Source organism: Microbacterium arborescens, assembly GCF_049707515.1.
GTDB lineage: Bacteria > Actinomycetota > Actinomycetes > Actinomycetales > Microbacteriaceae > Microbacterium > Microbacterium arborescens_B.
Genome location: NZ_JBNAFI010000001.1, coordinates 719462 through 746375 on the forward strand (window position 1 = coordinate 719462; position 26914 = coordinate 746375).

A 26914-nucleotide genomic window follows, 5' to 3' on the forward strand; every position below is an offset into this window, starting at 1 on the left:
GCGCGCCTCGTCTCAGACGAGGTCGCGCCAGTCGACCTCGGCCTCGTCGTCGTCGACCGGGACGGAGTCGGTGACGATCGGCACCGACATCGTCTCGGTCGGGGGACCCATCACCGTGGCCTCGTCGCGGCGATGACGCAGTACGTTCTCGATGTACGACGACAGCACCTCGGCGAGCGGGACGGAGCGCCCCTCGGTCTGCGAGAGGTACCAGCGGTGCTCCAGCACCTGATGGAAGAGCTCAGCCGGCTCGAGCTTGGCGCGGAGATCCCACGGCACCGAGAGGACGACCGGCTCGAACACGCGGGTCAACCACTCGTGGGCGACCATCTCCTCGTTCGACCCGAGCCGGGAGACGCGCGCGCTGAACTCGTCGAGGTCGTTGAGGAGGCGCCGCGCCTGGTTCTCCTCGACATCCAGACCCGTCAGGCGCAGCAGCCGGCGCTGGTGATGGCCGGCATCCACGACCTTGGGCTGGATCGATACGCGCGTGCCGTCGCTCGCGGCGTCGATCGACATCTCCCCGATGTCGAAACCGAGTGAGTTCAGCTTCTGGACGCGCTCGGTGATCCGCCACGACTCGTTCGCCGCGAACGACTCCTGGTCGGTCAGCGCCGCCCACAGCGAGTGGTACGACGACATGATGCCGTCGGCGATGGCGACCGCATCCACGCCGCCCTCGAGCCGGCCGCCGGCTTCGAGGTCCATGATCTCGCCGGCGATGTTGGTGCGGGCGATGTCGAGGTCGTGCATGCGCTGGCCGCGGGTGAGCGCGCGCTCGTGCAGCTCACCGGTTTCGGCGTCGACGAGGTAGGCGGCGAAGGCGCCGGCGTCGCGACGGAACAGCGTGTTTGACAGCGAGACGTCGCCCCAGAAGAACCCGACGTTGTGCAGGCGCACGAGGAGGACGGCGAGAGCGTCGACCAGACGTGTCGCCGTGTCGGGACGCAGGACCTGCGTGAAGAGGGCGCGGTAGGGGAGAGAGAACTTCAGGTGCGCCGTGACGAGGGCGGCAGGCAGCTCCTCGCCCTTCTCGTCGCGGCGACCGTCGATGACCGCGACGCGCTCGACGCAGGGCACGTCCAGGCGCTGCAGCGACCCGAGCATCTCGTACTCGCGACGTGCCATCGTCGCCGTGGTCTCCTTGATCGCCACGACGCGGCCGGACAGATTCGCGAAACGCACGAGGTGCCGCGAGATGCCCTTGGGCAGGTGGACGATGTCGGGTGTCGACCAGTCGGCCAGGGTCGTCGACCAGGGCAGGGCCAGCAGACCCGGGTCGACGCTGCTTGCGGTGATCGAGAGCGAAGCGGTCACGGGTTCTCCGATCGGATGTGAGGCGCAAAGACTGCGGCGCGGGCGACCAGAGGCCACCCGCGCCGCAGCGTACGAAGATACCGGATCAGGCCGAGGCGATGGCCCTGTCGGTCAGACGCTCGCCGGTCTCGCCGTCGAACACGTGGATGTGTCCGGTGACGGGGGCGAGGACGACCTTGTCGCCCGCGTTGGGGTGACGGCGGCCGTCGACGCGCGCGACGATGTCGGTGCGCTTGCCGTTGATGTCGGTGTGGCCGTAGAGGTAGCCGTCAGCACCGAGCTCCTCGACCAGGTCGACGTCGACCGTCAGGCCCTGGCCGTCCTCCGGGTTGACGATGATGTCCTCGGGGCGGACACCGATGGTGACCGTCGATCCGTGCGCCTTGCCGAGCGTGTCGGCCTCGATGCCCGCGACCTTCGTGCCGAACTGCACGCCGCCCTCGGCGAGCGGAGCCGTGAACAGGTTCATGGCGGGCGAGCCGATGAAGCCGGCGACGAAGACGTTGTTCGGCTTCTCGTACAGGTCGCGCGGGGTGCCGACCTGCTGCAGGACGCCGTCCTTGAGAACCGCGATGCGGTCGCCCATGGTGAGGGCCTCGGTCTGGTCGTGCGTGACGTAGACCGTGGTGACGCCGAGGCTGCGCTGCAGCGAAGCGATCTGGGTGCGCGTCTGGACGCGGAGCTTGGCGTCGAGGTTCGACAGCGGCTCGTCCATGAGGAACACCTGGGGCTTGCGGACGATCGCGCGGCCCATCGCGACACGCTGACGCTGACCACCCGAGAGGGCCTTCGGCTTGCGGGTCAGGTACTCCTCGAGGTCGAGGAGCTTGGCGGCCTCGAGCACGCGCTGTGCGCGCTCTTCCTTGCCGACGCCGGCGATCTTGAGCGCGAAGCCCATGTTCTCGGCGACCGTCATGTGCGGGTAGAGCGCGTAGTTCTGGAAGACCATCGCGATGTCGCGGTCCTTCGGGGGCACGTCGGTGACGTCGCGCTCACCGATGCGGATGCTGCCCGAGTTGACCTCTTCGAGGCCGGCGAGCATGCGCAGCGAGGTGGACTTTCCGCAGCCGGAGGGGCCGACCAGGACGAGGAACTCGCCGTCGCCCACTTCGAGGTTGAGCTTGTCGACCGCGGGGCGGGTGCCACCGGGGTACAGACGGGTTGCGTTGTCGAAAGTGACAGTCGCCATCGTTTCTTCTCCTTCACCGGCAGGTACGTGCCGGACGATCCGTAGTGAATGGAACGGGGTCGCCCCCGTACGCCCCTCATCGGGCGCGATCTCAGTATGGCACGCGCGTGGCCGTGAGCGTGCGCGGGATGCGTGAGCGTGCACCGGCAACGCGGGATCCCCGTTGCTCTGGGCTTTCCCAGGCTGGCTGATTACCATCGAGTGACTCGTGAAGCCCGTCGCGAGCTCATCGCTCGGCCCTCACCCTTCTTCTGTCCCCGAGGTTCCATGTCTTCTGACGACACTCCTGACGCTCCCGAATCACCGGCAGTCACCGACCGTCGTGAGGCGGTGCGTGAGAAGGCGCTCCAGGTCCACACCCGGCAGTCGCGTGCGCGCATCGCCCGCCGCTCGGGACTGGGCGTGCTGGCCGTCGGAGTCGTCGCAGCCGCCGCCGTCGCAGTCACCTGGTCGGTCTCGAGCGCCGGCGACAACCCGCAGCTCGAGCCCGCCGCCTCCGACGACGGCTTCGTCGTGGCCGACGTGATCAGCAGCTCCGTGTCCACCGACATCGCTGCCGGAGCCGAAGCGCCCGCCGAGCCTGCGCCGGATGCCGCCGCTGCGACGCCCGCCGAAGCCCTTCCCGAGCCGACCACCACGGCGGCCCCGCCCGTCGAGATCCGGGTGTACGTCGACTACCTCTCCGCGGGAGCGCGTGACTGGCAGGTCGCCAACGCGCAGCAGCTCACCTCGTGGGTCGACGACGACGCCGTCACGCTCAGCTACTACCCGGTCGCGATGCTGACGGCCAAGTCGAACGGGACGAAGTATTCGCTCCGCGCGGCCAGCGCCGCCGCCTGCGTCGCGACGAACGCGCCCGACGCTTTCTTCGCGTTCAACAACGAGCTGCTCACGCGCCAGCCCGAGGTCGACACCGACGGGTACTCCGACACCGAGCTGGCCAACATGGCGCAGGCATCCGGCGTCGACTCCACCCGCGTCGTCCGCGACTGCATCGAATCGGGCTCGTACGCCGCGTGGGCGAAGTCGGCCACCGAGCGCGCCGTCGCGGGCATCCCCGACACCGACGGTCTGTCGCTGACCGGCACCCCGATGGTGCTCGTCAACGGCAAGCAGTACATCGGCGACCTGAGCGACCCCGCCGAGTTCTCGCAGTTCGTGCTCACGACCGCGAGCGACGCGTACTACAAGTCCGCGCCCACCCCGACTCCGACGCCCACCGCCGCTCCCGCATCCTGACGCCGGTCGCGGCGTCGCGGGCGTTTCTGTGCGGCGCGCGTCGGTCGATAGACTGGACGCCTTGCCGACTTGGCGCAATTGGTAGCGCACCGTACTTGTAATACGGGGGTTACGGGTTCAAGTCCCGTAGTCGGCTCCGAGCGGAGGCCCCTCCCGGACATCCGGATCGGGGGCCTTTCGTCGTACCGGAGGGCGGCCGCGGCCGCTCAGATGATGTCGATCGCCCCGCCGAAATCGTCGGTCCACGGTGCGAGGTCGTCGTCCACCGGTGAGGTGCCCGGTTCCGACGCGTGGCGCGGGTAGTCGGGATGCAGCTGCAGCCAGCCGACGGCATCCTCGAAGTCCGGCTCGGGGACCGCGTCGGGCGCAGGGCGCGAGAGGATATGGATGCCGGCGCCGATCACGAGTTCGACCTGGGCCGGCTCTGCCGCTCCGGGCTCCAGGGCGAGGATGGTGACGACCTCGCTGCCCGAGGTCGCCGCGACACTCGCGGTGAGCGCCAGCAACGCGCGTGCGACGGCGTCGCTGGTGATGAAGGTCTCGCTCCCGTACTTCACGTAACGCATCGGGAGGAACGATGCCACCCCAGGCCGAGATACGTCATGGGGTTGCCAACGGGGGAGACGCGGGCTAACCGGGTGTCTGGACGGTGCGTCTCGTCACCGCGTAGCGCCAGACGACCGTGTTGAGCTCGCCGGCTGGGCTCATCCAGTGCACGACGACGACGCGGTCGTTCCAGCCGTGCGCGATCGCCGCGACGCGCTCGGCGGGCTTGTGCGGCCAGGACACCCATGCCCATACCGCCGGACGGCTGGAGGGCCATTCGAGCGGACGCGGCCCGTACGCCTGCATCGGAATGGTGCACGGCGGGATGCGCATCAACACGTGCTGGGTGCGCTCATCCGCGCGACGGTCGATCGCGTCGGCGTAGCGTTTGTTCGTCCCCACGTGACCGGGTTCTCCTCTCCCCGGCCCAGAGACTGCCATGGCCCGACGACATCCCGGCGCGCATCGGACCGGGGCGGTCCGCAGGCCCGGCGACGCGGGGCGGTGTCAGTGCTTGCGCATATTGACGAGCTGCCAGCCCTCGGGAACCTTCGCCAGCAGGGCGCCCCGGTCGTCCGCCTCGATGTCGCGGAGGCCGTCGCGGCGCTGGTAGGTCGCGGTCGCCTTCAACTCGGTGCTTCCCTTGATCATCTGCACGGGAGCCGACACGAGATCGAAGCCTTCGGGCGTCGCCGCCCGCGCCAGTTCCCGGATCTCTTCGAGCGAGTGCCCCGCGAGTTCGACCGAGGTGTTCTCGACGCGACGGATGGTGCCCACGAACATGGCTCCAGCCTACGTGGGGTCCGGTTCGCCAGCCGTCGGGGGCCGAGTGCAGGGCGGGTCGGTTCGTGCCTCGCGGGCTCCTGATGCACGATTGACAGAGTGACCGATCAGAATCGACCCCCGGCGCTGCAGCTCGGAGCGGCACTCGCGGCAGCGGTACTCGTGGGGGTGCTCACCGCCGTGCAGGCGCGAATCAACGGTGCCCTCGGCGCTGCGATCGGCGACGGGTTCCTCGCGGCGGCCATCTCCTTCGGAAGCGGCCTGGCGCTGATCCTCCTGATCACGGTGTCCGCATCCGCCGGAAGGCGAGGTCTGCGCCTGCTCGCCGCGGGCGCGGGACGCAGCATCCCGATCTGGATGCTGCTCGGCGGCTTGGCCGGCGCCGTGACGGTCGCGACGCAGGGATTCACCGTGGCCACCATCGGTGTCGCTCTGTTCACGGTCGGGCTCGTGGCGGGGCAGACGGCGGGCGGGCTGATCCTCGACCGAGTGGGGTACGGCCCGGCCGGTGTCGTCGCCGTGACGGTGCCGCGTCTCGTCGGCGGTCTGCTGGCGGTCGTCGGCGTCGTGCTGTGCGCGCTCGGTCAGCGAGGCGAACCCGTGGCCTGGTGGATGCTGGCATTGCCGGTCATCGCCGGTGCCGGCATCGCGTGGCAGCAGGGCACGAACGGCCGGTTGCGGCAGGAGCTCGGCAGCCCGCTCTCGACGACGGTGGTGAACTTCGCCGGCGGTTCGATTGCGCTCGGAATCGCCGCCGCGGTGAGCGTCGCGATCAACGGGATGCCGACGCTGCGGGCCGAGCCGTGGATGTATCTGGGCGGCGTCATCGGCGTCGTCTACATCGTCATCTCGGCGGCTCTCGTCAAGCGGACGGGTGTTCTGCTGCTGGGCCTCGGATCCGTCGTGGGGCTGCTGGCCGCCTCGATCGTGCTCGACGCGATCGCACCGCCCCCCGCCGGTCCGTCGCTGTTCACGGCGTCGGTAGCGGCGGCGGTCGCCTTCGTCGGCGTCGTCATCGCCGTCGTGCCCTGGCGGCGTCGCGCCCGCTGAGAGGAGCGTCCGTCAGCGGATCGCGGCGTAGTGCTGCGCGAGCCGGGAGAGCCCCTCGTCGATCGACACGGTCGGGGTCCACTGCAGATCTTGGCGGATCGCCGTCTGGTCGAACCAGTGGGCGGTGGAGAGCTGTTCCGCGAGGAACCGCGTCATCGGCGGCTCGTCCGCGCCCGGACGGATCTCCCAGATCTTCTCCACGGCCGCACCCGCCGCCCGCGCCACGGCAGCCGGTAGCCGCAGTCGCGGCTCGGGAGCGCCCGCTGCACGGCAGATTCCGGCCATCAGGTCACCGACGGGCCTCGGCTCGCCGTTCGTCAGCACATAGGCGCGACCGCCGACGGCATCCGCCCGGTGCAGCGCCGCGACGATGCCCGACGCGGCGTTGTCGACGTAGGTGGTGTCGATGAGCGCCGTGCCGCCGTTGAGCAGCGGAAGCGTGCGTCGACGCGCTCGGGCGACGACGCGCTCGATGAGCTGCGGGTCTCCGGGACCCCACACCAGGTGCGGGCGGACGGCGACGACACGCATGGCGTCATTGTCGCGCGTCAGAGCGATCAGCTCGGCTTCGGCCTTCGTCCGGGCGTACTCACCCCGAGCGTGGACCGGATCGGCGGGATCGGCACCCGCGCCCGCGAGCGCCGACCCGGCGTGGGCCACGGAGGGCGACGAGACCTGCACGAAACGCGACACCCCGGCTGCCGCGGCGGCATCCAGCAGCGCGGTCGTGCCGCCGACATTGACGTCGTGGAACTCACGGCGATCGCCCGCGAGCGAGACCTTCGCGGCGAGGTGCACGACGGCATCCGCTCCCGCCACGGCCGAAGCGACGGCCGCCGGATCCGTGATCGAGCCCAGGATGTCGCGTGCGCCGGCCACGCCCGAGGGGCGTCGCTGCAGGGTGCGCACCTCGTGCCCGGCGGCGACCAGCTCGCCGACGACCGCGCGCCCGAGAAAGCCCGAGGTGCCGGTCGCGAGGACGATCACGGGGCGCTCGGCTTCTCGCCCGCGAGCACGCGGTCCGCCCAAGCGGCGAGGCGCGACCGGTCGATCTTGGAGTTGTGGCGGATGTCGGTCGGCAGCGTCGAGACGACGAGGGCGGCAGCGATGGGAGTCTCGGATGCCGCGCGGATGCGCTCGGTCAGCTGCGGCGACGCCAGATCGGGCCGGCGCGCCGCGGGGTCCGTCTCGACGACCGCGACGCACACCTGGCGGCCGCGCGGTCCGACGCCGACGACGGCAGCGCGACGGACGCCGTCGAGCTGCTCGATCTGCTGCTCGGGCCCGACCGGTGTGACCGGACCGGAGCTCGTGACGATGACGTGGGGAAGTCGGCCCTCGACCCAGAGGCGACCCTCGGCGTCGAGATGGCCGACATCACCGGTGCGGTGCCAGCGGCCGGGCTGCGATTCGGTGCCGCGCACGGCGTCACGGTCGGTCGCCCAGAGACGGTGATAGCCGCGCTTGAGGTGCGGGGCCGAGACGACGATCTCTCCGGTGACGTCCCGGGCTTCGGAGAGGTCTCCCGTTGCCCGTCCGTCGCGGTCGAGGGCGGAGATGCGGACCGTGCCGGTACCGATCGGTGTGCCGACGCAGATTCCGGCGTCGGGGGAGTGCTGTGTGCGCTCCAGCTCGTCGAGGGTGACATCGGTCACCAGCAGGCACTCGGTCATGCCGTAGGGGGTGTGCGCCTCCGCGCCGGGCATCAGTTCGTGCGCCTGCCGCAGCAGATCGATGCTCACGGGCGCGCCGGTCGAGAGGAACGTGCGCACCTGCGCGAGGGCCGCACGATCGTCCGGGCTGAGGCCGTCGGCCGTGGCGCAGACATTCGCGATCGCGGCCGGCGAGAGGAACACGATCCGTGCGCGTGAGGCGCGGACCGCTTCGGCGACGGCGGCGGCCGTCAGGGTGCGAGGGGCGGAGACGTCCATGCGCGGCGTGGCCGAGCGCGTGCCGAGCGCCGGGCCCAGCAGCGCGAAGGGCGCGAAACCGGTTACGAGCCCAATGTCGGGGGTGACGTCGAAGTGCCCGCCGAGCGCGTCGCGCAGGGCGGCGAGCTGCGCGTGCGTGTAGACGACGCCCTTCGCGGGACCGGTGGATCCCGAGGTGAACAGCACGGCCGCCACGTCGTCACCCGCGGGCGGCGCGGGCAGGGTGCCTCGTGCGCCCGACGCGGCGATCTCGGCGAGGCTCGCCTCGACACCGAGGGCGCGCGCCGCCGGGCCCGGAAGGTTCGGGGCGGAGATCCGGCGGCCCGGCCAGTTGAGAGCGCGAGCTGCGGCGAGACCGGCTTGCTCGCCGATGACGAACGCGGGCTCGGTGCCGCGGACGGCCCGTGAGAGCCCGCGGATGCCCAGACCCCGGTCCGCGACCACCACGACCGCGCCGATGCGCAGGCACGCGTAGAGCACGGCCGTGAGCGTCGGACCGGGCTGAACGAGGAGCGAGACACGGTCGCCGCGGCGGATGCCGAAGCTCGCGAAACCGGCGGCCAGCTGGTCGACCCGCTCGGCGAGCTCGCGCCAGCTGACATCCAGCGGTCCGCCGGCCGTCCGCCTCGTGAGATCGACCACGGCGGTGTCGTCGTCGTCGCGACGGTCGTACAAGCGCTGCCAGATCGGGACGAAGGATGAATCGTCGGCCCCGGTTCCGAGTCCGTCCTCCGCGCCGGGCCCCTTCTCGCGCGACGACGTTCCGTCCTTCGGAGCGCCGCCCGAAGCGACGCCCTTCTCGTCGAGCCAGTCGAGGACGAGGTCACCGTAGGGACGCTCCTCGGCGAGCATGTGGCCCGCTCGCTCGAAACGGTGCACGTCGGCGTGGGGGAGCCGGCGGGCGAGATCCTCGAGGTGATGCTCGCCGAAGACGGGGTCGCGCGGTCCGCGCAGCAGCAGTGCCGGGACCGTCAGGTCGACGAGGCCGCCCGCGAGCTCGTCGAGTGCGGGCGTGCTCGGATGCTCGGGCGTCGCGGGGATGTCGGCCACGAACGCCCCGATGCCGCGACGCAGCTCACGCGTGGCGTAGGGCGCGCGGTAGGCGGCGCGGACCTCGGGGGCCAACGACGGGTCGGCCAGAGCGAGCGTGGTGTCGAGGAACGCCGTCGTCTTCACGGTGGTCGCCGCGAGGAGCGAGCGCGCTCCTGCCACGCGCAGGGCCGCAGGAAGCGGCATCCCGGCGGGGTGATGGACGGCGGTGTTGAGGACGGCGACGGCAGCGACGCGGTCGCGCTCTCGCACCGCCCATCCGAGCGAGATCGGACCGCCCCAGTCGTGACCGAGGGTGACGAGCGTGCCGGTGATGTCGAGCTCGTCGATGAGCGCGTCGAGGTCGGCGATGCGCTGCGGCAGTCCGCGCGTCAGCGCGGTGCGCTCGGAGTACCCCATCTCGAGCTGGTCGACGGCGACGATGCGCCACGCCGCGCCGCCCCGCCGTGCGCGATCGAGCGATGCGGCGACGAGCCCGCGCCACAGGTACGACCAGGTCGGATTCCCGTGGACGGCGACGATGGTTCCGACGGGCGAGATGCCCTCGCGCTCGAGCAGCGGACCCGTGTCGAGCAGGTGCCAGCGACGTCGCGCGCCGGCGTCGGCTGCTGCACCGCTGACAACGAGGGTCGTCGAGACGCCCGCTTCGACTCCGGGCAAGACCTCCGGCACCGCGGGGATCACCAGGCGAGCTCCAGCATGCTGGTGTTCAGGCCCGAGCCGACACCCATCAGCAGCACGCGGTCGCCGCGTCGAAGGGTCGACTGCTCGGCGTCGAGGGTGATGGGGATGGATGCCGGTCCGACGTTGCCCAGGTGCGGATACGTCACCGGGACGCGGCGACGGTCGAGCCCCACGGCTTTCACGATGGCGTTGGTGTGCACCGAAGAGACCTGATGCGTCACGTAGCGGTCCATCGACGACCACGAGAACGTCGCCTGCGCCTCTTTCCAGGCGTCGACGACGAGTGCGAGTCCGCCCTTGAGGAGAGCCTTGGCGTCGGTGAACATGCCGTCGACGCTGCCGACGCAGAGCTCGTGGAACTGCGTCGCCGCGCGGGTCACGCCGCCGACGATGCGATGCCCGTCGGGATGCGCGCTGGCACGCCCCAGCACAGCGGCCGCGGAGCCGGACCCCAGGGTCAGTGAGGCGAACTCGCTCATGAAGCCATCGCGGCCCAGTCCACCGCGGTTGAGCCGGTCGACGGTGTTGACCTGGATCTCGTCGGCATCCTCGCCGTTGACGATGATCGCGTAGTCGATCTGGCCGGACTGGATCATCCCCGCGGCAAGGGTCATGCCGTTGATGAAGCCGAGGCACGCGTTGGCGACGTCGAAGTTGATGGCCGACGTCGGAAGACCGAGCCCATGGTGCAGCCGTACGGCGACCGAGGGTTCGAGATGCTTGCGCGACACCGACGTGTTGATGAGCAGGCCGATCTGGTCGGGCCGCACACCCGCTTCGGCGAGAGCCCGTCTGCCGGCTTCGATCGTCGCGTCGTCGGAGGACTCGCCCGCCGCCCAGTTGCGCCGCTCGTTCACGCCGGCGACCCGGCGCAGCAGACCGGGCTTGAGCTTGAGCTGTCGCAGCACATCCGACAACCGCTCCTCGATCGCGTCGGACGACGTGACACGGGACGGGAGGACACTCGCGACCGAGAGGAGGGCGACGTCGTCGTAGCGAGTGGTGGCGTTTCCGTGCAATGGGACTCCCGCGGTGTCTCCGGTGGCCATCGGCGTCTGCCTCCGACCAGCGCTCGAGGCGCATCCGGGCATCCGTTGATTTTACGTCTCTGCTCATGCGGTCGGCTGCATGCGCACGGCTGTGCTAACCCGGAACCCCGGTCTCGGCCGCTGCGACCGCCCACGCGCGGGACTGCAGCAGCGTGCGCTGGAACGCGCGGACCAGGTCGACGGTGACGTCGAGCTCGACGGCCATCGCCTGGACGTGCCCGCCGTGGATCGTCTCGGCCCGGGCGTAGTCGTCGACCGATATCAGCGCCCGCGCGGCCCATTCGTCGGCACGACTCTCCTGCCGCTCGATGTGGTGCGGGTCGCGCAGGGGCACGTCGCGGTGCACGGCGTGAGCACACTCGTGCGCCAGCACCGAGCGGTGGAGTCGGCGGGCCATCCCCGGGCGGAGCCGGATCACGCGCAGGTCGTGCTCGTATTCGCCGTCTCGATCCGACGGGAGGTCGGTGACGATCAGGCGGACGCCGAGGAGGTCGAGTGTGTCGAGCAGCTCGTCATCCGTCACCGTCATCCCCTCCGCGGTCGTCTTGTGGCGCTCTGGCCACCGCCCGCTCAGTATCGCGCGAGGGACCGACATCGATGCGCGGGATGTCGCCGCCGCCGCGGCCGCGACGAGGCTGGCGGCCGGGCAGCACGACCACCTGCGCTATCGGGATTCCGATGGCACGGCACACGGAGTCGAGCTGGTCGATCGTGAACACCTTCTGCGCCGACAGCACGCGCGAGAGCTGCGAGGGCGACATGCCCGCTTCGGCGGCGATGTCGGTCTGACGCAGCCCGCGCCGGGCGATCTCGGCAGTGAGCAGGCTCGCGATGTGTCGGCTGAGCGGACCGGGTTGCGGGGTCTTTCCTGTGGGCACGTGCCAAGTTTGGCAGAGCTATTGCCATGTGGCAATAGTGTCAATAAGGTTGCCATATGGCAGACGGTTTGCTAAGCGTCCGAGTAGCCCGATCCATCCGCGCCGTACTCGCCGATGAACGGCGGACGCAGGAGTGGCTGGCCGAGGCGACCGGCATCCCGATGCGGACGCTGGCACGTCGGCTGCACACGCGCCGTCCCTCGGCGATGTCGATCGAAGAGCTTGCGCGCATCTCGGACGCGCTGGACGTCGAGATGACCGAGCTCCTCGACGACACCCGTCCGTCACCGCGGCGGGGGCACTCTGCCCAGCAGCCTCCGACCTGACTCACGCTCAAGGCATGAGCGTCAGGAACGCCTCGCCGTCGATGGTCCTGCGCCGCCCGGAGTCACGGCCGACGGGCTTGCCGCCGACGTACAGCCAGCCGAGCAGTTCCTCCCGCTTGCCGAGCTTGTGGGCCTTGGCGACGGCCTTGGCCCGCGTCGCATCGCCGGTGCGCCAGAAGACGCCCCACCCGGCTTCATCGAGCAGCAGGCTCAGCATGTGCGCGACGCCGGATGCTACGGCCTCCTGCTCCCAGCGGGGCACCTTGCTCTTCTTGCTGTAGCTGACGACGACGGCGAGAAGCAGCGGCGCCCGCAACGGCTTGGTCGAGACGCCGCGCTTGCCCTCGGCCTTGTTCAACGCGCGCCCCAGCCGGACGCGTCGGTCGCCCCGGATCTCGATGAGCCGCCACGGCCGCAGCGACGAGTGGTCGGCGACCCGGCCCGCCGCCGACACGAGGCGCACGAGCTCGTCATGGCTCGGCGCCTCGTCGGTGACCTTGGACCAGGACCGGCGTGCGGTGGCAGCCTCGAGAGCGCCGGTCACTTCTCCTGCTCGGGAGTGAACGACAGCGACAGCGAGTTCATGCAGTAGCGGTCGCCGGTGGGCGTGCCGAAACCGTCGGGGAAGACGTGCCCCAGGTGCGAGCCGCAGTTCGCGCAGCGCACCTCGGTGCGCACCATCCCGTGCGACCGGTCCTCGATCAGCTCGACGGCCTCGGGCCGCACCGACTCGTAGAAGCTCGGCCACCCGCAGTGCGAGTCGAACTTGGTGCCGCTCTGGAAGAGCTCGGACCCGCAGGCGGCGCACGCGTAGAGACCCGCGCGGCTCTCATCCAGCAGCTCGCCGGTCCAGGCGCGCTCGGTGCCGGCCTGCCGCAGCACGGCGTACTGCTCGGGGGTGAGCTCTTCGCGCCACTGCTCGTCGGTCTTGTTCACGGAATAGGTCATGTCTGCTCCTTCGCCTCGTCCTATTCAACTAGACGTTGGGGGTCGGTGTTCCCGGAGAATGGCCTCATGTCCGATCAGTACGCCGCCGTGATCGAGCGCTACCGGCGTTTCGCCGTCGCCGAGGCGCCCGGACGCTCGGAGGTGTACGCCGCGTGGGCTCGGCGCGTCGTCGACGACCCGGCCCTGCAGCAGGTGCTCTCACGGCTTCCGGCCGAGCGGCGTCAGCCACCGCTGGTGTTCGCGGTGTGCCGGCTGCTCGGGTCGGGCGACGTCGATGCGGCGGCGTGGGCCTCGTGGGTGATCGAGCACGCCGACGCGGTCGTCTCCGAGAGCCTCGCGCGCTCGGTGCAGACGAACGAGCCCTTGCGGTGCGCGGCGATGCTGCCGACGCTCTCGCGTATCGAGGGGCCGATCGCCCTCCTCGAGGTCGGAGCGAGCGCCGGACTCTGCCTGTATCCCGACCGCTACTCGTACCGCTACGTGGGCGAGCCCGGCGAGGCGCGGCTCGATCCGCGCGAGGGCGCGTCCGACGTCGAGCTGGTCAGCGAGGTGCGCGGAGAACGGATGCCGCGGGTGCGACTGCCCGAGGTGGTCTGGCGCGCGGGCATCGATCTCGCGCCGCTCGATGTTCGCGACCCACGCGACGTCGACTGGTTGGCGCGCCTGGTGTGGCCCGGCGAGACCGGCCGTGCGGAACGCATCCGCGCGGCGGCCGCGGTGGCGGCATCCGACCCGCCACGTCTGTTCGCCGGCGACGCGCTCGACCTGCTTCCGGATGTCGCGGCCCTCGCGCCCGCCGATGCGACGCTCGTCATCACGACCCCGGGCGTTCTCGTCCACATTCCGAGGGAGCGACGCGCGCAGGTGATCGAGCGCGCGCGCGGCCTCGGGCGGTGGCTCACGATCGACGACCCCGGTGTCCACGACGGCTGGGCGGGCGAGGTCGGGTCCGACTGGCGCGGGGGCTTCGCGGTCGCGCTCGACGGCGAGATCGACGCGGCAGCCGATCCGCTCGGGCGGTGGTGGGAGTGGCGTCCCGGCTCGGAGCGCATCCGGTCGTAGCGTGGGGGCGTGGCACTCTCCGATCGCGACCGCTCGCTCCTCGAGTTCGAGGCTCGTTGGGGTGCGCACAGCGGCGCGAAGGAAGAGGCCGTGCGCGCGGAGCTGTCGCTGAGTCCGGCGCGGTACTACCAGTTGCTCGGTCGCCTGATCGACTCGGCGGATGCCCTCTCGCACGACCCGATGCTCGTTCACCGGCTGCGGCGCATGCGCACCGCCGCCGAGCGATCGCGTGCCGACCGCGCGGCCATGTGACGCGGAGCTTCGGCAGATAGCATTCCTCCGTGCCGACAACGACATACCCGAAGGACCGCTTCGACGAGCTGCCCGCCGACACCGCGCGGGTGGGCGCGCATCGCGCCGAGAACCCGCGACTGCGTCCGGGAGTCGTGCTGTTCTGGGCTGCGGTCGCGGTGCTCGTCCTCGTCGCGGCCGGCATCTTCGGCACTCTCCTCGTCACCGGGCGCGTCGCGCTCTTTCCCACGGCGGAGTCGGGTGCGCCGGCTGCGGAGGCGCCGGTCGCTGCCGACCCGGTGGTCGACACGTCGTACCCCGTGCTCATCCTCAACGCCACTCCTGAGCGGGGGCTCGCCAACACGGTCCGCGACACCGTCGTGGACGCGGGGTGGAGTGAGGATGTCGTCGACGCCGGGGAGGCCGGCGCGGAGGATTTCGCGGCGACCACCATCTACTACCTCGCACCGGAGGACGAGGGCGCGGCCCGTGGCCTCGCCGAGGTGATCGGGGGCGCGGCGGTCGAGATGAGCGATGCCTATCCCGGACCGGCGACCGCCGACGGAGCGCCCGGCAAGCAGCTCACGATCGTGATCGGCGCAGACCGCGCGGGCGGCGGCGGCGCCACGGAGTGAGGCCCCGTGTTTCACGCGCGTGAAGTTCTCGATGCAGCCGTGTCAACAGTGGGCGGAACCGCGGAATCGAGCGGAACGCCCTGCTTACGATGACGCTGTCGGACAGCATCAGGAGATTCGCATGACACAGGGCACCGTGAAGTGGTTCAACGCCGAGAAGGGCTTCGGCTTCATCACCGTCGACGAGGGACAGGACGTCTTCGTCCACTACTCCAACATCGAGATGAGCGGATTCCGCGTGCTCGAGGAGGGGCAGGCCGTCGAGTTCACCGTGGGGTCGGGCCAGAAGGGTCCGCAGGCGGAATCGGTGCGTCTGCTCGCCTGATCCGCGTCACCACGACAGAGCGCGCCACGATCGTGGCGCGCTCTGTCGTTTGCGCGTCGTTCACATGTCGGGCGGCTTGCACTCCCCATGGGCGAGTGCCAGAATGGCTTTAGCACTCACGTTCGTTGAGTGCTAATGACTGTTCTCCACCGTCCGGGAGGGACGACACACACATGGCAAAGATCATCGCTTTCGACGAAGAGGCCCGCCGTGGCCTCGAGCGCGGCCTGAACACGCTGGCTGACGCCGTCAAGGTGACGCTCGGCCCCCGCGGTCGCAACGTCGTGCTCGAGAAGAAGTGGGGCGCCCCCACGATCACGAACGATGGCGTCTCGATCGCCAAGGAGATCGAGCTCGACGACCCGTTCGAGAAGATCGGCGCGGAGCTCGTCAAGGAGGTCGCCAAGAAGACGGACGACGTCGCTGGTGACGGCACCACGACCGCGACCGTTCTCGCTCAGGCGCTCGTCCGCGAGGGCCTGCGCAACGTCGCAGCCGGCGCCGACCCCATCTCGCTCAAGAAGGGCATCGAGAAGGCCGTCAAGGCCATCACCGACCAGCTTCTGGCCGACGCCAAGGAGGTCGAGTCCAAGGAGCAGATCGCTGCGACCGCATCGATCTCGGCCGCTGACGCCTCGATCGGCGAGCTGATCGCCGAGGCGATCGACAAGGTCGGCAAGGAAGGCGTCGTCACCGTCGAGGAGTCGAACACCTTCGGCACCGAGCTCGAGCTCACCGAGGGCATGCGCTTCGACAAGGGTTACATCAACCCCTACTTCGTCACGGACCCGGAGCGCCAGGAGGCGGTCTTCGAGGACCCGTACATCCTCATCGCGAACCAGAAGATCTCGAACATCAAGGACCTTCTGCCGATCGTCGACAAGGTGATCCAGGAGGGCAAGGAGCTCCTCATCATCGCCGAGGACGTCGAGGGCGAAGCGCTCGCGACGCTGGTGCTGAACAAGATCCGCGGCATCTTCAAGTCGGCTGCCGTCAAGGCTCCCGGCTTCGGTGACCGTCGCAAGGCTCAGCTGCAGGACATCGCGATCCTCACCGGCGGCCAGGTCATCACCGAAGAGGTGGGCCTCAAGCTCGAGAACGCGACCGTCGACCTGCTCGGCCGTGCTCGCAAGGTCATCATCACCAAGGACGAGACCACGATCATCGAGGGTGCCGGCGACGCGGCTCAGCTCGAGGGTCGCGTGACCCAGATCCGCCGCGAGATCGACAACACCGACAGCGACTACGACCGCGAGAAGCTCCAGGAGCGCCTCGCGAAGCTGGCCGGTGGCGTCGCCGTCATCAAGGCGGGCGCGGCCACCGAGGTCGAGCTCAAGGAGCGCAAGCACCGCATCGAGGACGCCGTCCGCAACGCCAAGGCCGCTGTGGAAGAGGGTGTCGTCGCCGGTGGTGGCGTCGCGCTGATCCAGGCCGGCAAGAACGCGTTCGCCGGCCTCGAGCTGACGGGCGACGAGGCGACCGGTGCCAACATCGTGCGTGTCGCGATCGAGGCTCCGCTCAAGCAGATCGCTCTGAACGCCGGCCTCGAGCCGGGCGTCGTCGCCAACAAGGTGGCCGAGCTCGAGATCGGTCACGGCCTCAACGCCGCGACGGGCGAGTACGGCGACCTGTTCGCACAGGGCATCATCGACCCCGCCAAGGTGACGCGCTCCGCGCTGCAGAACGCTGCGTCGATCGCCGGCCTGTTCCTCACGACCGAGGCGGTCGTGGCGGACAAGCCCGAGAAGACCGCGGCTCCCGCGGGCGACCCCACGGGTGGCATGGACTTCTGATCCATCACACAGAACGGCCCCTCCTTCGGGAGGGGCCGTTCTGCGTTTCCCGGACGCCTCAGCGGAACATGCCCGCCGCCGTCGCCTCGGCGTGCAGATACTGCTGGCCTGCGGCATCCAGGGCCGAACCGATGTCGCCGAGGGCTGCCTCCACCTCACGCTGAGCGACGCGCCACCGCTCGACGACGGACTGGAAGGCGAGCGCGGCAGTGCCGGTCCACGATCCCTGCAGCTGCGTCAGCTGCGCCATCATGGCGCCGGTGTCGCTCTCGATGCGTCCCGAGGTGGCCCGGATGGCGGCGGTGGCGCCGGCCACGGCGTCGCTGTCGATGGAGAAGATGGCCATGTGGCTCTCCTTGCGTCGTGTTCGATCGGATGCCGCCACCGTAGAGCGGCACCCGTGGCGGCGCGGACCGTCGGAGCGAGCGGGGGAGAGCGCGGGCCGGCCCTCCACAGGGGAGGAGCGGCGAGGGCGACGTCCTCAGCGTTCGTCGCGCAGACGCGGCAACGGCTGCGTCTCGATCCAGAGGTGCTCCGCCGCCTCGCGACGGTCGGCGAGGGGGAACGACACGCGGAAGGTGGCTCCGCCCCCGGGCGTGCCCTGGACCTCGATCGAGCCGTGAAGTGCCTCGACGATGGACGCAACGATCGACAGCCCCAGGCCCGACCCGCCCGTCTCGCGCGTGCGGGAGGTGTCGGCCCGCCAGAATCGCTGGAAGATCTTCTCGCGCAGCGGCTCGGGGATGCCTTCACCGTGGTCGATCACCGAGATCCACCCCATCCGGGCCGTGCGATCGAGCCCGACGGCGATCTCGATCGGGGTGCCCTCGGGACTGTACCGGCGGGCGTTGCCGATGAGGTTCGTGACGACCTGGCGGATGCGGTTCTCGTTTCCGAGAACGACCGGCACGAGGGGCGGCTCCGCCGGCTGGAGGAGCGGCGGCGCGTCGGGGGCCGCCGCCACGGGGCCGGTGTCGGCATCCTTCGACGCAGCGGCCTTCGACGCAGCGCCCTTCGACGCAGCGGAACGTGGCGTGCGTTCCTCGCGCGGTCGTCGACGGAGCCGCGAGAGCGTCTGACCGGTGCGGTTGCGACCGCTGCCCGGGCGTTTCGCTGCGGTATCCGTCCCCTCGTCGGGCGGCAGCTCGAGTGTGAGAGTCTCGTCCGAGAACTCGATCACCGACACCTCGCGCTCGGGTGCGGCGGCGCGCGTGTCGAGCGCGGCGTCGCGGGCGATCGGACGCAGGTCGACGGGGGTGATGGCCACGTCGCGGCGCTCGTCCAGGCGCGCGAGGGCCAGGAGGTCCTCCACGAGCCCGCTCATGCGCACGGCCTCCTTCTCGATGCGCTCCATCGACTGCGCGGTGTGCTCGGCATCGGTGATGGCACCCATGCGGTACAGCTCGGCGTAGCCGCGGACCGTCACGAGCGGGGTGCGCAGCTCGTGGCTCGCGTCGCCGATGAACCGCCGCATCTGCTGCACGGTGGCATCGCGCTGGGCGAGCGCGGCGTCGATGCGATCGAGCATCGCGTTGATCGCGATCTTCAGTCTGCCGACCTCGGTGCCGGGGGAGATGTCGCCCATGCGCTGGCTCAGATCGCCCGCCGCGATCGTCATCGCGGTCTCCTCGACCTGACCGAGACTGCGGAAGGTGAGGGTGACGAGCCATCGGGTGCCGAGGGCGCCGGCGACCAGGATGAGCGCGGCGATGATCGTGTAGATGCTGATGAAGTTCGCGACCGTCTGCGTCACCGAGGTCAGGGGGAGCGCCACGAGCTGGGTATAGCTCTCCCGTGATCCGTCGGGCTGCAGGACGTCGACGCTCGCGTGGAAGGTGCCCGTCCCCTGACGAGCAGCGAGCTCGAACGGCTCCGTCCCCTTCACGATGGTGCGATCCATGGCGAAAGATGCCGGCAGCTCCGGCCGGATGGCCTCGGGGCCACCGGCGACCGAGAGCAGCTCGCCGTCGAAGCTGTAGATCGCGACGACGAAGTTCGTGGGAGGCGGCGCGGCTTTGGCCTCGAAGAGGGCGATCCCGTCTTCGACGGTGACATCCATCACCGTGCTCGCCAGATCGGTGGGGGCCAGCGACCGCAGACTGCCGTCGAGCGCCGCGACCTGGGCGTTGCGGAGGAAGACCATCGTGCCGACGCCCGCCGCGATCAGCCCCATCGCGAGCAGGGTGACGATCACCCCGGTGACCTTCGTGCGCAGGCTGATGCCGCGCCACCACCGGGTGACGCTGTCGTTCGCGGAATCGCTCAGCCGTCTGCGCTCGCGCGGGTCAGGCCGACTTGTCGGCCTTGAGCATGTATCCGAAACCGCGCTTGGTCTGGATCAGCGGCTCGGAGGAGTGCGGATCGATCTTGCGGCGCAGGTACGAGATGTAGCTCTCGACGATGCCGGCGTCGCCGTTGAAGTCGTACTCCCACACGTGGTCGAGGATCTGCGCCTTGCTGAGCACACGGTTGGGGTTGAGCATCAGGTAGCGCAGCAGCTTGAACTCGGTGGGCGACAGGTCGATCGAGACGTCGCCGACCTGGACGTCGTGGGTGTCCTGATCCATCGTCAGCTCACCCGAGCGGATGATCGACTCCTCGTCGGCCTGCATGGTGCGGCGGAGGATGGCCTGGATGCGGGCCACGATCTCGTCGAGGCTGAAGGGTTTGGTGACGTAGTCGTCGCCGCCGGCGTTCAGCCCCTCGATCTTGTCTTCGGTCTCGTCCTTGGCGGTGAGGAACAGGATGGGTGCGGTGTAGCCCGCGCCGCGGAGCCGCTTGGTGACGCTGAACCCGTTCATGTCGGGCAGCATCACATCGAGCACGATCAGGTCGGGCTCTTCCTCGAGCACGGCCGAGATGGTCTGTGCGCCGTTGCCGACGGCGCGGACCTGGTAGCCGGCGAACTTCAGCCCGGTGATCAGCAGGTCACGGATGTTCGGTTCGTCGTCCACGACGAGGATGCGCGGTGCTGTCATGAGCCCATACTGGCACCGCATCCCATCGGTTTGCTGGATATCGCGCCGTCGGGCGTCGAGCTGGTAGAGACCGGGAGAGGATGGGTGCATGCCGCGTCCGATCGATTCCGACCGTCTCGCATTCCACCGGCTCGTCTTCGCTCGTCGACGCACCGGGTGGTGGACTCCGCTGGCGGTGGCCGGGCTCGGTCTCGCCTTCTACCTGGTCATGGTGCTCGCCGTCGCGCTCGGCGCTGTGCTCGTCGCGCTCTCGGGCGACGATGCGGCGCGCGCGCTGGACGGGGTGCTGCAGGATGCCGGTGCGCTGGATGTCTCGAGCCCGCTGTCGCTGCTGATCGGGCTGGGCTCGATCGCGCTCATGCTGCCTGCATATCTGCTGGCCTCCCTCATCGTGAACGGCCGCCGTCTGGGGTTCGCCTCCGCGGTGTTCGGAAGGCTCCGCTGGCGGTGGCTGCTCGTGTGCGGTGCGCTCGCGGCGGCGATGGCGGTCATCGTCACGGTCATCACGGCGCTGCTACCGGCCGAGGCCGGCGGAGCGGCGCCCGCCCCGCCCACGGGGGCGACCCTCTGGCTGAGCCTGCTCGTGGTCCTCCTGCTGGTGCCGGTTCAGGCCACCGCCGAGGAGTACGTCTTCCGCGGGTATCTCATGCAGGCCATCGGCCGGTGGCTGCGGCATCCGCTCTTCGCCATCCTGCTGCCCGTGCCGCTCTTCGTCGTCGGTCACCTCTACGACCCGGTCGGTCAGTTCGCCGTCGGGCTGTTCGCGATCGCGGCGGGCTGGCTGACCTGGCGCACCGGCGGGCTCGAGGCAGCCATCGCGGTCCACATCGTCAACAACCTGCTGGCGTTCCTGCTCGGCATCGCCGGCCTGTCGGATCCGTCGGCGACCGACGTCGGCTGGGTGAGCTTCGCGACCTCGGTGCTGCTGCTGGGCGGCTACTGCCTCGCGGTGGAGTACGTGCTGCGGCGGCGTCCGATCGTCCGCACCTACGCGCTGCCGCGAGCGCCGCTGCCCGCGCCCGTGCCGATGCCGACGCCCACGGCGACCGTGCCCCTGCCGGGCGAGCCGACGCCCGATCTCACCAAGCCCTGACCGGATTCTCGGGCGCTGCGATCAGGCCGCCTCGAGCTTCTCGGCGTCGAGGATCGTGTAGCTGTACCCCTGCTCGGCGAGGAAGCGCTGCCGGTTCTGCGCGAAGTCCTGATCGACGGTGTCGCGGGCGATCAAGGTGTAGAAGCTCGCCGTGTGGCCGTTGGACTTCGGTCGCAGCAGGCGTCCGAGGCGCTGCGCCTCTTCCTGACGTGAGCCGAACGAACCCGACACCTGAATGGCCACGGACGCGTCGGGCAGGTCGATCGAGAAGTTCGCGACCTTCGACACGATCAGCACGGGGATCTCGCCGGTGCGGAACGCCTCGTATAGCTCTTCGCGCTCGTCGACCGGCGTCGAGCCGGTGATCTTCGGAGCGCCCAGGGCGTCGGAGAGCACGTCGATCTGGTCGAGGTACTGCCCGATCACGAGGATCTGCTCGCCGGCGTGCTTGGCGACGAGGTCGCGCACCACACCGATCTTGGCGTGGGCGGTCGCCGCCATCCGGTAGCGCTCGTCGTCGGCCGATGCGGCGTACTCGAGGCGATCGGATGCCGGGAGGTCGACGCGCACCTCGTAGCAGACGGCGGGGGAGATGAACCCCTGCGCCTCGATCTCCTTCCACGGCGCGTCGAAGCGCTTGGGGCCGATGAGGCTGAAGACGTCGCCCTCGCGGCCGTCCTCGCGCACGAGCGTCGCGGTGAGTCCGAGGCGGCGGCGCGCCTGCAGGTCTGCCGTCAGCTTGAACACCGGTGCCGGCAGCAGGTGCACCTCGTCGTAGACCACGAGCCCCCAGTCGAGCGCATCGAGGAGCGCGAGGTGGGCGTACTCGCCCTTCCGCTTCGCGGTCAGGATCTGGTACGTCGCGATCGTGACCGGCTTGACCTCCTTGGTCTGGCCGGAGTACTCGCCGATCTCCTCGGGCGTGAGGCTCGTGCGCTTGAGCAGCTCGTTGCGCCACTGTCGCGCGCTCACGGTGTTCGTCACGAGGATGAGGGTCGTGGTCTTGGTGTCGGCCATGGCGGCCGCCCCGACGAGGGTCTTGCCCGCGCCGCACGGGAGCACGACCACGCCCGAGCCGCCCTCGGTGAAGATGTCGACGGCTTTGCGCTGGTACGGGCGCAGGCTCCACCCGTCTTCGTGCAGCTCGATCTCGTGGGGCGTCCCGGGTGTGAAGCCGGCGAGGTCTTCGGCGGGCCAGCCGATCTTCAGCAGCTCCTGCTTGATCTGGCCGCGCGCCCACGCGTCGATGACATGGGTGTCGGGAGTCGGGTGGCCCAGCAGCAGCGGCTGGATGCGCTTGTTCTTCGTGACCTCCGCGAGCACGGCCGGATCGGTCGAGCGCAGGATGAGCGTGCCCTCGTCGTCGCGCTCGATGACCAGTCGCCCGTAGCGCGTGACCGTCTCGCGGATGTCGGTCGACACCGACGGCGGCACGGGAAAGCGCGACCAGCGGTCGAGAGTGGCGAGCATGTCCTCCGCGTCGTGGCCGGCGGCCCGGGCGTTCCACAGGCCCAGCCGCGTGATGCGATAGGTGTGGATGTGCTCGGGCGCCCGCTCGAGCTCGGCGAAGATCGCCAGCTCGTGGCGCGCATCCTCGGCGCTCGGGTGGGCGACTTCCAGCAGCACGGTGCGGTCGCTCTGGACGATCAGGGGGCCATCAGCCATAACGAGCAATCTTACCGGTGCTCGACGGACGGGGGCGTGCGCGGCGTGGGCCGATGGGGCTCAGGCGAGCCGCGCCGACACGATGCTCGACACCGGCAGGGTGCGCTCGACATCGGACGCGCGATCGCGACCGCGGAGCCGGCCGCCGCCGAGACCCGTGGCCTCGAGCACGAAGTCGCGCGTCGTGCCGTCGGGGAGCCGGACGCTCACGGTGATGACCGCGCGGGCTTTGACCGCCTGCTCGAGCTCGCGGCCGAGCCACGCGGCATCCGCATCGCCTGACGAGTGCGCCTGCCGCATCCGGTCGATGAGGGCGTGATGGCTCGAGCTGGTCTCTCGTGCCGGGGAATCGTCCGCCGGCTCGGCGAGTCGGGCGCGGTCGAGGATCCGCACCTGTCCGTTCTCGTCGACCGCGGCGACGGGGTAGCGGGCGTCGCTCAGCATCCAGAAGACGGCGTCGACCGTGCTGCGGCTGACGAGCCGTTCGCCGTCGCGCACGAGCCCGAGCGGTCGGAGTGCCTGATCGACGGCGAGGGTGTCGAGCGCGCCCGGTTCGGATGCGGTCACCACGGTGCGTCCGGTCGCGTCGGTTCCCACGCGCAGCCGGCCGTGGCGGCGCGCGGCGCGTTCGAGCTCGTACGCGAGCGGTTGGGGCAGACCGGTCAGCGAGATCCGGGTGAGGAACTCCGCCAGGGCGTCGGCATCCTCGCCGGCCGCGAGAGCGGCACCGATCGACTCGGCCGAGAACCGGAAGGTGGAGGCCTGAGCGCGGGACTCGCGGCGTGCTGCTCGTCGAAGCCGCGCGTCGATCGCGGGTTCGAGGGGACCGGGGGCGATCGCCGTGAGGTCGTTCTGCAGGTAGATGCGGTCGACTTCGCCGGGCAGGTGGGCTTGGAGCGCCTCCCGGTCGACGTCGCCGCCGACGGACAGCGACTCTGCCCACGCCGCCGGGCGGCCGCTGCCGTCGATGAGCGCCCACAGCCGCCACTGCGACGCGAGGCGTTCGGCGCGCGCCGGCCACTGCGGGTCGAGTGGGTAGGCCAGGTGCCACTGCGACGGCGCGATCCACCCGCCGCCCGTGGAGCGCAGCGCGGACGGGAGCCCATCGCGCATCCGGACCGCGGTGGTGACCCATCGGTCGACGGAGCCGCTGAGCAGCCACGCGCTGCCCTCGGTCGTCACGCGCCACTCACGGTCCACCGGACCGAGCAGTCCGGCGTCGAGGCCGATCGCGATGACGAGGTCGGCCGCCTCGGAATCGGCCACCGCTCCGGCATCGATCAGCCGGCGCCGGTCACCGGCACCGAGCGTTCCGGCTCCGATGCGTCCGAGTGGTGCCGGCTGCGTGAGCGAGAGGACGTCGGCGAGCGACGAGAGCGCGGTGAAGGCGCGTTCGGCGAGCTGCGCGTCGTCCTCGGACTCGCCCGCCACGAGAGGACGAGCGGAGGATGCGGGTCTCGGCAGGTCGCGCCACACCATCGCCACGCCCGCATACGGCGAACCGTCGGGCGAGACGAGTCCGAGGAGCAGCAACTCGTCACGCGCGTCGCCGGGAGGCACCGGCGAGCCCGAGTCGACGGCATCGTCCAGCGCCTCGACGAGCGGTCGCGACAAGAGGGGTGCCGCTTTGATCAGCGCGGCGGGGTCGAGCAGCGCTTCGGCAGCGTCGAAGAAGTCGTTCCAGGATGCCTGCGGCGAGACGTGACGGCGACGGAGGAGGTCGCTCAGGGCGTCGTCGTCGACCGCAGCGAGCCAGCTCGCAAGGGCACGGGCGTCGACGGGAGACACGTCACCGGCCCTTGTTGGCCCGGCCCCGTCGGATGAAGGTCATGATGAGCACCGTCAGCAGCAGGGCGAACGCGAGGGGAGGGGCGATCCACACGATGGCGCTGACCGTCGGCCAGGCGCCCGTCCCGAAGTCCTCCTGCTCCATGCCGGTGGCCGTGCCGATGATGATGGCGAAGAAGCAGACGATCGCCAGGATCAGCATCCCCAGCGACATGAACGCGAGGATGCGATCTATACGGCGGACCGGAAGGTCGTCGCTCGGGCTGCGGGTGCTCATCCGCATCAGCGTAGCGGTTCGTGGTGGTGCCGTAGTCTGGTTGTCGGGGTCCATACGGCCCCGGCATCCGTTCTGGCCGCGAAATGCGGTCCGTCACAGCGAGGTACGCACATGCCCACCGGCAAGGTCAGGTTCTACGACGACGAGAAGGGGTTCGGCTTCATCTCCTCCGATGACGGCCAGGACGTCTTCCTGCACGCCACGGCACTCCCGGCGGGCACCGAGTCGCTCAAGCCCGGCACGCGCCTGGAGTTCGGCGTGGCCGACGGAAAACGCGGTCTGCAGGCGCTGGCCGTGCGCGTGCTCGAGGCTCCCGTCAGCTTGAGCAAGCGCAACCGCAAGCCCGCGGACGACATGGCGATCATCGTCGAGGACCTCGTGAAGCTCCTCGACGGCATCGGAGCCGACCTCCGTCGCGGCCGTTACCCCAGCTCGGGTCACGGCAAGAAGATCGCCGCGGTGCTGCGCAAGGTCGCCGATGACCTCGACGCCTGAGACCGAGCCGGCCGCTGCCGACGAGCGCCTCGTCGCTGCGCACGACCTCGCGCTGGCCGCGCTCGCCGAGATCACGCCGGCCTCCACGGTCGGCGATCCAGTCGACTACGTGGTCGAGGCCGATGGTGTCGTCTCGCTTCGTTTCGCCAACCGCCTCCCCGGTTACCCCGGATGGCTGTGGACCGTGAGCGTCGCGGTCGTGCCCGACGCCGAGCCGAGCGTGCTCGAGGTCGAGCTGCTTCCCGCAGCGGGCGCGCTGCTGGCCCCCGAGTGGGTTCCCTGGGCCGTGCGCCTCGCCGACTACCAGGCGGCGCAGGCTGCCTCCGCTGAGGAGGACGGGGAAGACGACGCGGACGACCTCGACGACGATGCGGACGACCTCGATGACGATGCGGACGACCTCGACGACGAGTCCGACGAGTCCGACGACGAGGACGAGGACGACGCCGGTTTCGCGGACGGCAGCACCGCGGTCACCCACGCCGGCGACGTCGACGGGGTCGACATCGACGCTCTCGATGAGGCCGCCGACGACGACGACGATGAGGCTGACGACGAGGACGATTCCGACGAATCGGATGACTCCGACGACGACTCCGATTTCGGCGACGACGACGAGTCCGACCACGACGAGTCTCTCTGGGAACGCTGAGCGCTTCCCCGCCCGAACGAGAGAACGGATGCCGCGCGATGCGGCATCCGTTCTGTCGTTTCATGGGCGTTCAACCGCACTGCCGCGAGGGGCTCTGTGTGCACCACAGTGCCAGGGTCGGGCGGAGGGCGCCGGGGGACCGCAGGGTGCGGAACGCCTGGAGGCGGCTTCTGGCACCGGTGTCAACGACTGTCTGCCCACTGGGCCAGCGCCGTGATCGCACCGGCCAGACCGAGGCCGCGGTCGGTGAGGGCGTATGCCCGGGTGTTGTGCTTCAGTGGCAGACGTCGGAGGACCCCGGCGGCTTCGAGCTCCTTCAGGCGGGTCGCCAGGACGTTCGTCGGCACCCCGAGATCACGCTGTAGATCGCCATAACGCTGCGGCCCATCGAGCAGCCGCTCCACGATGAGAAGTGCCCATCGTGCGCCGACGACATCCAGCGCCTCCGCAAGCCCGCTCACGAAGCTCGATCGACGTCCGGCTTCATCCAGAAGGGCGAGTAGTGGTACCCGTCAGGGTCGTCGAACTGCCGCTGGTACATGAAGGGATAGTCGTCGGTGTCGCCGACGCGACCGCCCGCAGCGCGCGCTCGCTCGATGAGGGCATCGACCGCTTCGCGGCTGTCGAGGTCGAAGGAGACGGTCACCTTCGAGGGGGTGTCGGGGCCGCCGACGAGCTCGTCGACGCCGCCGACGCTTGCGTACATCTCGCGGCTGCCCAACATGACGTACTGCTCAGGTGCGATGGCGAAGCACGACACGTTGTCGTCGGACATCTCGGGGTTGAGGGTCCAACCGATCGCGGTGTAGAAGGCGGTGGCGCGTTCGACGTCGGCCACGGGACAGGTGATGAACAGACTCATACCGTGATGCTTGCAAAATGCAAGTGTCCCGTCAATGGCCCGGGTGACGGAGGTCCTACCCGGCGAGC

At 70.1% G+C, this 26914-nt stretch carries 31 protein-coding genes and 1 tRNA gene; 12 read left to right on the forward strand and 20 right to left on the reverse strand.

Annotated features, from left to right (window positions below; genetic code table 11):
• Window positions 1-12 precede the first annotated feature (12 nt).
• The gene (locus ACPYN5_RS03225) at window positions 13-1317 is read right to left on the reverse strand and encodes a DUF4032 domain-containing protein (RefSeq protein WP_424447533.1); all 1305 of its coding nucleotides are present in this window, start codon (window positions 1315-1317) and stop codon (window positions 13-15) included.
• An 85-nt stretch (window positions 1318-1402) separates the two neighbouring features.
• Window positions 1403-2506 (reverse strand): ABC transporter ATP-binding protein, encoded by a 1104-nt coding sequence (locus tag ACPYN5_RS03230; protein WP_424447534.1) that lies wholly within the window; start codon window positions 2504-2506, stop codon window positions 1403-1405.
• Window positions 2507-2773: 267 nt separating this feature from the next.
• Between ACPYN5_RS03230 and ACPYN5_RS03235 the strand changes: the two genes are divergently transcribed.
• Window positions 2774-3745: a DsbA family protein gene (locus ACPYN5_RS03235; protein WP_424447535.1), complete on the forward strand. Its 972-nt coding sequence runs from the start codon at window positions 2774-2776 to the stop codon at window positions 3743-3745.
• Between the two features lie 63 nt (window positions 3746-3808).
• Window positions 3809-3881 (forward strand) — tRNA-Thr (locus ACPYN5_RS03240).
• A gap of 70 nt (window positions 3882-3951) precedes the next feature.
• On the opposite strand, the gene ACPYN5_RS03245 is transcribed toward ACPYN5_RS03240, so the two are convergent.
• The 3 genes from ACPYN5_RS03245 to ACPYN5_RS03255 form a co-directional block, all read right to left on the reverse strand.
• Window positions 3952-4311, reverse strand: coding sequence for a hypothetical protein (locus ACPYN5_RS03245; protein WP_424447536.1), 360 nt, complete (start codon window positions 4309-4311; stop codon window positions 3952-3954).
• A gap of 64 nt (window positions 4312-4375) precedes the next feature.
• Complete coding sequence (locus tag ACPYN5_RS03250) at window positions 4376-4693, reverse strand: hypothetical protein (RefSeq protein WP_424447537.1); 318 nt, start codon at window positions 4691-4693, stop codon at window positions 4376-4378.
• 105 nt (window positions 4694-4798) lie between these two features.
• Entirely contained in the window at window positions 4799-5074 is a 276-nt protein-coding gene (locus ACPYN5_RS03255; protein WP_424447538.1) for a hypothetical protein, read from the reverse strand.
• A gap of 99 nt (window positions 5075-5173) precedes the next feature.
• Here ACPYN5_RS03255 and ACPYN5_RS03260 point away from each other — a divergent pair, with 99 nt between their 5' ends.
• A complete protein-coding gene (locus ACPYN5_RS03260; protein ID WP_424447539.1) occupies window positions 5174-6124 on the forward strand; it encodes a DMT family transporter in 951 nt (316 codons plus the stop codon).
• A gap of 12 nt (window positions 6125-6136) precedes the next feature.
• On the opposite strand, the gene ACPYN5_RS03265 is transcribed toward ACPYN5_RS03260, so the two are convergent.
• The 5 genes from ACPYN5_RS03265 to ACPYN5_RS03285 all read right to left on the reverse strand — a co-directional run bounded on the left by ACPYN5_RS03265 (window position 6137) and on the right by ACPYN5_RS03285 (window position 11716).
• Window positions 6137-7111: an NAD-dependent epimerase/dehydratase family protein gene (locus ACPYN5_RS03265; protein WP_424447540.1), complete on the reverse strand. Its 975-nt coding sequence runs from the start codon at window positions 7109-7111 to the stop codon at window positions 6137-6139.
• Complete coding sequence (locus ACPYN5_RS03270) at window positions 7108-9777, reverse strand: alpha/beta fold hydrolase (RefSeq protein WP_424447541.1); 2670 nt, start codon at window positions 9775-9777, stop codon at window positions 7108-7110. The genes ACPYN5_RS03265 and ACPYN5_RS03270 overlap by 4 nt, the downstream gene beginning before the upstream one ends.
• Window positions 9778-9785: 8 nt before the next feature.
• Complete coding sequence (locus ACPYN5_RS03275; protein WP_424447542.1) at window positions 9786-10838, reverse strand: 3-oxoacyl-ACP synthase III; 1053 nt, start codon at window positions 10836-10838, stop codon at window positions 9786-9788.
• 94 nt (window positions 10839-10932) lie between these two features.
• Window positions 10933-11361, reverse strand: coding sequence for an ImmA/IrrE family metallo-endopeptidase (locus ACPYN5_RS03280; protein WP_424447543.1), 429 nt, complete (start codon window positions 11359-11361; stop codon window positions 10933-10935).
• Window positions 11351-11716, reverse strand: a complete 366-nt coding sequence (locus tag ACPYN5_RS03285; protein ID WP_424447544.1) for a helix-turn-helix domain-containing protein — start codon at window positions 11714-11716, stop codon at window positions 11351-11353. Before ACPYN5_RS03285 ends, ACPYN5_RS03280 begins: the two co-directional genes overlap by 11 nt.
• 56 nt (window positions 11717-11772) lie before the next feature.
• Between ACPYN5_RS03285 and ACPYN5_RS03290 the strand changes: the two genes are divergently transcribed.
• Complete coding sequence (locus ACPYN5_RS03290) at window positions 11773-12042, forward strand: helix-turn-helix domain-containing protein (protein WP_424447545.1); 270 nt, start codon at window positions 11773-11775, stop codon at window positions 12040-12042.
• Between the two features lie 7 nt (window positions 12043-12049).
• Here the strand turns inward: ACPYN5_RS03290 and ACPYN5_RS03295 are convergent, their stop codons facing one another.
• Together ACPYN5_RS03295 and msrB are read right to left on the reverse strand one after the other, a co-directional pair.
• A complete protein-coding gene (locus ACPYN5_RS03295; protein WP_424447546.1) occupies window positions 12050-12586 on the reverse strand; it encodes a nitroreductase family protein in 537 nt (178 codons plus the stop codon).
• The gene (gene msrB / locus ACPYN5_RS03300) at window positions 12583-12990 is read right to left on the reverse strand and encodes a peptide-methionine (R)-S-oxide reductase MsrB (RefSeq protein WP_424447547.1); all 408 of its coding nucleotides are present in this window, start codon (window positions 12988-12990) and stop codon (window positions 12583-12585) included. The genes ACPYN5_RS03295 and msrB overlap by 4 nt, the downstream gene beginning before the upstream one ends.
• Window positions 12991-13056: 66 nt before the next feature.
• On the opposite strand from msrB, the gene ACPYN5_RS03305 reads away from it, so the two are divergent.
• The 5 genes from ACPYN5_RS03305 (at window position 13057) to groL (ending at window position 17036) form a co-directional block, all read left to right on the forward strand.
• On the forward strand, window positions 13057-14052 hold the full coding sequence (locus ACPYN5_RS03305) for a DUF2332 family protein (protein ID WP_424447548.1): 996 nt from the start codon (window positions 13057-13059) through the stop codon (window positions 14050-14052).
• 9 nt (window positions 14053-14061) lie between these two features.
• Complete coding sequence (locus ACPYN5_RS03310) at window positions 14062-14304, forward strand: DUF3263 domain-containing protein (RefSeq protein ID WP_424447549.1); 243 nt, start codon at window positions 14062-14064, stop codon at window positions 14302-14304.
• Between the two features lie 29 nt (window positions 14305-14333).
• Complete coding sequence (locus ACPYN5_RS03315) at window positions 14334-14918, forward strand: LytR C-terminal domain-containing protein (protein ID WP_424447550.1); 585 nt, start codon at window positions 14334-14336, stop codon at window positions 14916-14918.
• A 121-nt stretch (window positions 14919-15039) separates the two neighbouring features.
• A complete protein-coding gene (locus tag ACPYN5_RS03320; RefSeq protein WP_424447551.1) occupies window positions 15040-15243 on the forward strand; it encodes a cold-shock protein in 204 nt (67 codons plus the stop codon).
• Between the two features lie 173 nt (window positions 15244-15416).
• Window positions 15417-17036 carry a chaperonin GroEL gene (gene groL, locus ACPYN5_RS03325; protein ID WP_424447552.1) on the forward strand — a complete coding sequence of 540 codons (1620 nt, stop codon included), beginning with the start codon at window positions 15417-15419 and terminating at the stop codon, window positions 17034-17036.
• Between the two features lie 58 nt (window positions 17037-17094).
• On the opposite strand, the gene ACPYN5_RS03330 is transcribed toward groL, so the two are convergent.
• The 3 genes from ACPYN5_RS03330 to ACPYN5_RS03340 form a co-directional block, all read right to left on the reverse strand.
• Complete coding sequence (locus ACPYN5_RS03330) at window positions 17095-17382, reverse strand: WXG100 family type VII secretion target (RefSeq protein WP_424447553.1); 288 nt, start codon at window positions 17380-17382, stop codon at window positions 17095-17097.
• 135 nt (window positions 17383-17517) lie between these two features.
• Window positions 17518-19179, reverse strand: coding sequence for a sensor histidine kinase (locus ACPYN5_RS03335; protein ID WP_424447683.1), 1662 nt, complete (start codon window positions 19177-19179; stop codon window positions 17518-17520).
• Window positions 19180-19321: 142 nt separating this feature from the next.
• Window positions 19322-20014 (reverse strand): response regulator transcription factor, encoded by a 693-nt coding sequence (locus ACPYN5_RS03340; RefSeq protein ID WP_091503198.1) that lies wholly within the window; start codon window positions 20012-20014, stop codon window positions 19322-19324.
• Between the two features lie 88 nt (window positions 20015-20102).
• Here ACPYN5_RS03340 and ACPYN5_RS03345 point away from each other — a divergent pair, with 88 nt between their 5' ends.
• Window positions 20103-21107, forward strand: coding sequence for a CPBP family intramembrane glutamic endopeptidase (locus tag ACPYN5_RS03345; protein WP_424447554.1), 1005 nt, complete (start codon window positions 20103-20105; stop codon window positions 21105-21107).
• Window positions 21108-21128: 21 nt separating this feature from the next.
• On the opposite strand, the gene ACPYN5_RS03350 is transcribed toward ACPYN5_RS03345, so the two are convergent.
• The 3 genes from ACPYN5_RS03350 to ACPYN5_RS03360 are packed head-to-tail and all read right to left on the reverse strand — an operon-like array spanning window position 21129 to window position 24837.
• Window positions 21129-22772 carry a DNA repair helicase XPB gene (locus tag ACPYN5_RS03350; RefSeq protein WP_424447555.1) on the reverse strand — a complete coding sequence of 548 codons (1644 nt, stop codon included), beginning with the start codon at window positions 22770-22772 and terminating at the stop codon, window positions 21129-21131.
• A gap of 60 nt (window positions 22773-22832) precedes the next feature.
• Window positions 22833-24560, reverse strand: a complete 1728-nt coding sequence (locus tag ACPYN5_RS03355) for a helicase-associated domain-containing protein (RefSeq protein ID WP_424447556.1) — start codon at window positions 24558-24560, stop codon at window positions 22833-22835.
• 1 nt (window position 24561) lies between these two features.
• Window positions 24562-24837: a multidrug ABC transporter ATPase gene (locus ACPYN5_RS03360; RefSeq protein WP_424447557.1), complete on the reverse strand. Its 276-nt coding sequence runs from the start codon at window positions 24835-24837 to the stop codon at window positions 24562-24564.
• A 111-nt stretch (window positions 24838-24948) separates the two neighbouring features.
• Here ACPYN5_RS03360 and ACPYN5_RS03365 point away from each other — a divergent pair, with 111 nt between their 5' ends.
• Window positions 24949-25332 (forward strand): cold-shock protein, encoded by a 384-nt coding sequence (locus ACPYN5_RS03365; RefSeq protein ID WP_023954781.1) that lies wholly within the window; start codon window positions 24949-24951, stop codon window positions 25330-25332.
• The gene (locus tag ACPYN5_RS03370; protein ID WP_424447558.1) at window positions 25316-25984 is read left to right on the forward strand and encodes a DUF3027 domain-containing protein; all 669 of its coding nucleotides are present in this window, start codon (window positions 25316-25318) and stop codon (window positions 25982-25984) included. Before ACPYN5_RS03365 ends, ACPYN5_RS03370 begins: the two co-directional genes overlap by 17 nt.
• A gap of 182 nt (window positions 25985-26166) precedes the next feature.
• Here the strand turns inward: ACPYN5_RS03370 and ACPYN5_RS03375 are convergent, their stop codons facing one another.
• Both ACPYN5_RS03375 and ACPYN5_RS03380 read right to left on the reverse strand, forming a co-directional pair.
• Complete coding sequence (locus tag ACPYN5_RS03375) at window positions 26167-26445, reverse strand: winged helix-turn-helix transcriptional regulator (protein WP_424447559.1); 279 nt, start codon at window positions 26443-26445, stop codon at window positions 26167-26169.
• Complete coding sequence (locus ACPYN5_RS03380; RefSeq protein WP_424447560.1) at window positions 26442-26846, reverse strand: VOC family protein; 405 nt, start codon at window positions 26844-26846, stop codon at window positions 26442-26444. Before ACPYN5_RS03380 ends, ACPYN5_RS03375 begins: the two co-directional genes overlap by 4 nt.
• Window positions 26847-26914 lie beyond the last annotated feature (68 nt).

Bases quoted from the DNA above. Each gene is read 5' to 3' on its own strand.
- ACPYN5_RS03275 (WP_424447542.1), bottom strand. From the start codon at position 10,838: ATGGCCACCGGAGACACCGCGGGAGTCCCATTGCACGGAAACGCCACC.
- ACPYN5_RS03235 (WP_424447535.1), top strand. From the start codon at position 2,774: ATGTCTTCTGACGACACTCCTGACGCTCCCGAATCACCGGCAGTCACC.
- ACPYN5_RS03255 (WP_424447538.1), bottom strand. From the start codon at position 5,074: ATGTTCGTGGGCACCATCCGTCGCGTCGAGAACACCTCGGTCGAACTC.
- groL (WP_424447552.1), top strand. From the start codon at position 15,417: ATGGCAAAGATCATCGCTTTCGACGAAGAGGCCCGCCGTGGCCTCGAG.
- ACPYN5_RS03330 (WP_424447553.1), bottom strand. From the start codon at position 17,382: ATGGCCATCTTCTCCATCGACAGCGACGCCGTGGCCGGCGCCACCGCC.
- ACPYN5_RS03380 (WP_424447560.1), bottom strand. From the start codon at position 26,846: ATGAGTCTGTTCATCACCTGTCCCGTGGCCGACGTCGAACGCGCCACC.
- ACPYN5_RS03365 (WP_023954781.1), top strand. From the start codon at position 24,949: ATGCCCACCGGCAAGGTCAGGTTCTACGACGACGAGAAGGGGTTCGGC.
- ACPYN5_RS03350 (WP_424447555.1), bottom strand. From the start codon at position 22,772: ATGGCTGATGGCCCCCTGATCGTCCAGAGCGACCGCACCGTGCTGCTG.
- ACPYN5_RS03245 (WP_424447536.1), bottom strand. From the start codon at position 4,311: ATGCGTTACGTGAAGTACGGGAGCGAGACCTTCATCACCAGCGACGCC.
- ACPYN5_RS03335 (WP_424447683.1), bottom strand. From the start codon at position 19,179: ATGGTCTTCCTCCGCAACGCCCAGGTCGCGGCGCTCGACGGCAGTCTG.
- ACPYN5_RS03340 (WP_091503198.1), bottom strand. From the start codon at position 20,014: ATGACAGCACCGCGCATCCTCGTCGTGGACGACGAACCGAACATCCGT.
- msrB (WP_424447547.1), bottom strand. From the start codon at position 12,990: ATGACCTATTCCGTGAACAAGACCGACGAGCAGTGGCGCGAAGAGCTC.
- ACPYN5_RS03305 (WP_424447548.1), top strand. From the start codon at position 13,057: ATGTCCGATCAGTACGCCGCCGTGATCGAGCGCTACCGGCGTTTCGCC.
- ACPYN5_RS03360 (WP_424447557.1), bottom strand. From the start codon at position 24,837: ATGAGCACCCGCAGCCCGAGCGACGACCTTCCGGTCCGCCGTATAGAT.
- ACPYN5_RS03345 (WP_424447554.1), top strand. From the start codon at position 20,103: ATGCCGCGTCCGATCGATTCCGACCGTCTCGCATTCCACCGGCTCGTC.
- ACPYN5_RS03230 (WP_424447534.1), bottom strand. From the start codon at position 2,506: ATGGCGACTGTCACTTTCGACAACGCAACCCGTCTGTACCCCGGTGGC.
- ACPYN5_RS03290 (WP_424447545.1), top strand. From the start codon at position 11,773: ATGGCAGACGGTTTGCTAAGCGTCCGAGTAGCCCGATCCATCCGCGCC.
- ACPYN5_RS03320 (WP_424447551.1), top strand. From the start codon at position 15,040: ATGACACAGGGCACCGTGAAGTGGTTCAACGCCGAGAAGGGCTTCGGC.
- ACPYN5_RS03370 (WP_424447558.1), top strand. From the start codon at position 25,316: ATGACCTCGACGCCTGAGACCGAGCCGGCCGCTGCCGACGAGCGCCTC.